Annotated in this window: 4 protein-coding genes; 1 reads left to right on the top strand and 3 read right to left on the bottom strand. The window is 41.3% G+C overall.

Translation table 11 applies throughout. The features are described from left to right. The 3 genes from ACYVRH_RS11055 to ACYVRH_RS11045 all read right to left on the bottom strand — a co-directional run. Positions 1-458 (bottom strand): esterase/lipase family protein (locus tag ACYVRH_RS11055; RefSeq protein WP_461256971.1); only part of this gene is annotated, 458 nt, incomplete at its 3' end. Between the two features lie 40 nt (positions 459-498). Beyond that, complete coding sequence (locus ACYVRH_RS11050; protein ID WP_461256970.1) at positions 499-768, bottom strand: hypothetical protein; 270 nt, start codon at positions 766-768, stop codon at positions 499-501. Positions 769-887: 119 nt separating this feature from the next. Further along, a complete protein-coding gene (locus tag ACYVRH_RS11045) occupies positions 888-2,462 on the bottom strand; it encodes a hypothetical protein (protein ID WP_461256969.1) in 1,575 nt (524 codons plus the stop codon). 236 nt (positions 2,463-2,698) lie between these two features. On the opposite strand from ACYVRH_RS11045, the gene ACYVRH_RS11040 reads away from it, so the two are divergent. Continuing rightward, positions 2,699-4,234, top strand: coding sequence for a LuxR C-terminal-related transcriptional regulator (locus tag ACYVRH_RS11040; RefSeq protein ID WP_461256968.1), 1,536 nt, complete (start codon positions 2,699-2,701; stop codon positions 4,232-4,234). The last annotated feature ends 34 nt before the right edge of the window (positions 4,235-4,268 follow it).

Here is a 4,268-nt window from a genome sequence, read left to right as displayed (position 1 = left end):
TTTTTATCCCCATATAATTTTCCAAAAATAATTAACGCTTTTTTAACAATGCGCGTATGAAGAATTTTTTGCCTGTGAAGAAAATCAGATAATTCCGCGCCGTGATGAGGCGTTGAAATCGTAGTCAAGCTTGCCACTTTATCACCGTAATTGTACTTCCGTATCAGATAACGGGAATCAAGCCCGCCTTTGGAATGGGCGAGTATGTTTACTTTTTCGCTGTTTGTTTCGTCTAATACTTTATCAATCGTCGTTTTTAAAATTTCCGCGTTTGATTCATAATCGCCCCATGAATCGGTATTTCCAAAATAAACTTTCGCCCCTGTTTCCCGTATTGTTTCTGGAATTTTACCCCAATATCGATTAACGCTCGGCCTGTCATGAGCGATAATTCCATGTACCAGTACAATAGGGTATTTCACAGGCATATTTTTGATCATTACGTCTGCTTTGTCCATACTTGGTTATAACCTATATTCACATTCTCAGTTTCCGTTCTTACTTTGGCAATGGCGGTATTACTTGTTCGTAAACTGTTATACTGTCGGCCTTTGAGTCTGTTAATAAAAGCGAGCCGCCATTTTTATAGTTGCCTTTAAACCTTAAATTATATTTAGCACCCGCTTCAAGCGGCGGACACTTGAAAATCCCCCGTCTTCTTTCGCTATAAACCCCCTGTTCTACTTCACGAGGAGCATTTACTCTCGCTACAGAAGTACAACCGGAAAATAAAATTAATACAACTAAAATCAAACTTATAATTTTCATACAATAATCTCCCTTTAATTCCGTCATAAGGCGGCGTCAATAACGCATTTTATATCCTTCCGCAACTATGAAACAACCGCGCGCCTTCCCTGTTTGGGGAAGGCTGCGCACGGCACATATTATTTTTGTAAGTAATATGTTGTTGTTTGTGAATTATTACTGTCTGTTATGGTAAGGGTGTTCTCACTTATAAAAAAAGTATAAGTCCCTTCCGGCAACTGTCTTGGTGGCGGCATTTGCTCGTAGTTATGCAATGCAATAGTAGTATCATCAATGGCGTCAAATTGCCCATTAAAAATATTACCATTTTCACTAACTATAAACGTTCCATCGCTATTGAATGTCAGTTGTTGTAAACCATCATCTCTTATCCATGTCCCAAATAATTGGGTTTCGCTGGGTTCGCCGCCTGGAAGAATAGGAGTCCACTTCATAGAAGCGCCGCCATCAAGAAAACTAATTGAGAAATTTCTTTCGGCTATAGGTTCATCGATACCCTGGGAAACATTTGCTGAATTGTATATCCTAACAATACCTTCAACAGTGTCACTACCGTTGTATCTTATAAAATTATCACCCTGTTTTATCCACATTGGTAAATTTACGCTTTGATTTGATATTTGAACTAATGTGCCGGACAATCCTGAATTACCAACGCTAACGCTTTGAGCGCCTATTACAGTGATAGTATTATACTTATCCTGAGCATAAAGCAATGCATACTTACCATTATAATTATCCTGGATATCTGTCAGTGTAAACGTACTGTTTTGAGTCTGATTAGGATCGCCGCCGCCGTTGTTAGGGGCATCCCAGGACCCATCATCCCATGTTTTAGTAGCGCTGCCATCTGAGAAAGTAATTGAACTGAAATACCTGTTTATAGCTTCTTCATCGCTACCCTCAGAAACATTTGGTGAATCGTATATCATAACAGTACCGTAAACAGTGTCATTGCCGTGGTATCTTATAAAACTATTTCCCTGCTTTATCCACATTGGTAAATTTACCCTTCCATTTGATATTTGAACTAATGTGCCGGACATTCCTGAAGCACTAACACTAACATTTTGAGCGCCTATAAGTATTAAATTCCCACTCTGAACGTATAGTAATGCATACTTCCCACTAAAATCTTTCGGGAAACCAGTCAGTGTAAACGTACTGCTTTGGTTCTGATTGCCGTTGCCGTTGCCGCTGCCGCTGCCGCTGCCACTACCACTGCCACTGCCGCTACCACTACCGCTAGAACCGCCGTCTTGTTTTGTAAAGGTTGCGTTTTCAATGGTAAATTGATTATTTTCTACAGTTGTTTTCATTGTCGCTGATGGAAAATTTTGTTTTATCTCATCCGGCACTTCAGCATAAGCTATCCAATGAGTTTGTGGCATTTGACCATTATGATCCCAAGTAAATAAACTAATGTTAACTTCAACGAATATAATGGTTACTTCATTTCCTGATACTGTATATATACCGCGTATATCCTCTATCCATTCGTTATCAACCAGCTCATAACTGCGCCATGCTTTGTTTGCGGCGACAATTTTTTGCGTGTCCTCGCCATCTTGCTGCCTAATCCAAGTACCCTTAAAAGGGTCATCATCACCCTGGTCTTCACCGCAGGCTGCCATAGAAAATCCGATTACCGCAATTAGTACGATAATCCCGAAAAATTTGCTTACATTCCTCATATAAAACTCCTTGCCGATACCCTGCTTTTGGGTAATATTAATTTCAAAAGCCGCAACGCGGCCTTATGTTGCTAAATTACTACTTAAATTTTAACGCAGAAAACCAATTTGTATATATGCCAAAAGGCCTATTTTGCAAAAAAAAGCCTAAATTCGTATATGCCAAAAGGCCTATTTTGCAAAAAAAGCCTAAATTCATATATGCCAAAAGGCCTATTGTGGTATAATAAAATTGTATGAAACAAAATGGGCTGTTGTTACCCCTTGCGCGGCTTGCGTCTTCACTGTCTATCTTTGGCATTTTACTGTGTATGCACTTAAGTTTTACGCTTGCTCATTTTTTGCCTTCCGATTCCAAATATGTCATGTATGCGGTTTATATCTTCTACTTTTTGGGTATTGCAATAGGCGCGTTTCTTTGCCCCCTGTTCCTTCCCGTACCGGTCGGAAAAGACAAACCTCTATTTTCCGGCATCTGTTTTATCGCCTTTTTAATAGCCTTTGAATTTATTCTGCGCTCTTTTGGTTTTCATTTATGGCTTGGCTCTGCGGCAATCAGAGGCATCATGGCAATTCCTGAGGGAATATTGACTACTACGTGCTACGGGTTGTTCTATTTAACGTGGATGAAGAGACCGGTTGTTGGCGGACGGGCAAACAGGACAGGCAAATTTTGTTCGCTTGTTTTAGGAGCGGCCCTGCTCGGCTCCGTCCTCGCCTGTTATTACTCCATACCGCCGTTGGAGAAAAGCGTCGCGGCTTTAGACCCTCTAAATGGCGCGGTATCAGTATTCAAATTTATCAAATGGTGCATGGTAGTTTTAGCTGGTGTCTTTCCTGTGGCAAGCTTGTTTCTTTATCGGAATTTAGTACGCGCTTCCGCCGTGCATGGCAGTGATGTGTCTGCCGCAGATGAGCCGGCTAACGGCGCAGACAAAGACGCGGTTGCCGTACCGGTTGTTAAAACTGACTTGCCTGTTATTCTGCGTCTGATTGGGCTTGCGTCCGTGTTTACAATTCTGAACGGATTGATGGATATGCGGGCGCTTCCGCTGTATTCAGACAAGGCTATATACCATCCTAATTATTTGATAGTTGCCGTTGCGGTTCCCGTTTTAGGGTTTTTAGCGGGGCTTTCAATAAACCGCTTTATACGCCGGTTCCTGTTTCCGTCAATTATTTTGTTTTTACTGTTCTCCTGCCTGCCGTTATTCGAAAATTATCCGTACCTTAATACGATTATGAGCACACTAATTTCTATTGCTCATTATACGGCATGGGTGGTTTTTACCACCGCCATTGTGGAATTGTACTCAGGCGGATTCTGGTTTTACGGGGCGGCGACGGTTATCTTTTTCAGCGTTGCTTTTGCCTTCCTTTCGCCATTAATCGATCCTTTTGTGCCTGACGGTACGGAGTATAAAGTGCTGTTCATAGTAATTGCCGCCGTGTTGTTTATGCTTTTGGCTTTAAGATGGTTATTTTTTCCAAAACTGCCGCGCTTTACGGCGGTAAAACGGCAGGTGCCGCTTCACGTAACGCCTGTCTTTGAAATGTCTAATCTTGACGATATATTTGCGCAGCACGATCTTTCCCAACGGGAAATTGAAGTTGCCAATTTACTTGTAAAAGAAGGTTTTGGGAGAAAAGAAATTGGAGAGCGTCTTTGTATCGCCCCCGGTACCGCCAAGATTCACATCAGTAATATTTATCAGAAGTTCGGGGTTAAAACCAGAGCCGGATTAATGGCGTTATTTGTAAAAGGCGAATAAATTTGTTATTGGCTTTTTCATATAATGTGTCTAT

It is taken from the genome of Treponema sp. R80B11-R83G3, assembly GCF_054786115.1.
This window is presented reverse-complemented; position numbering and strand designations above follow the sequence as displayed.

What these genes read in the sequence shown, in the direction of transcription:
- ACYVRH_RS11050 (WP_461256970.1), bottom strand. Translation starts at nt 768, where the DNA reads ATGAAAATTATAAGTTTGATTTTAGTTGTATTAATTTTATTTTCCGGT.
- ACYVRH_RS11045 (WP_461256969.1), bottom strand. Translation starts at nt 2,462, where the DNA reads ATGAGGAATGTAAGCAAATTTTTCGGGATTATCGTACTAATTGCGGTA.
- ACYVRH_RS11040 (WP_461256968.1), top strand. Translation starts at nt 2,699, where the DNA reads ATGAAACAAAATGGGCTGTTGTTACCCCTTGCGCGGCTTGCGTCTTCA.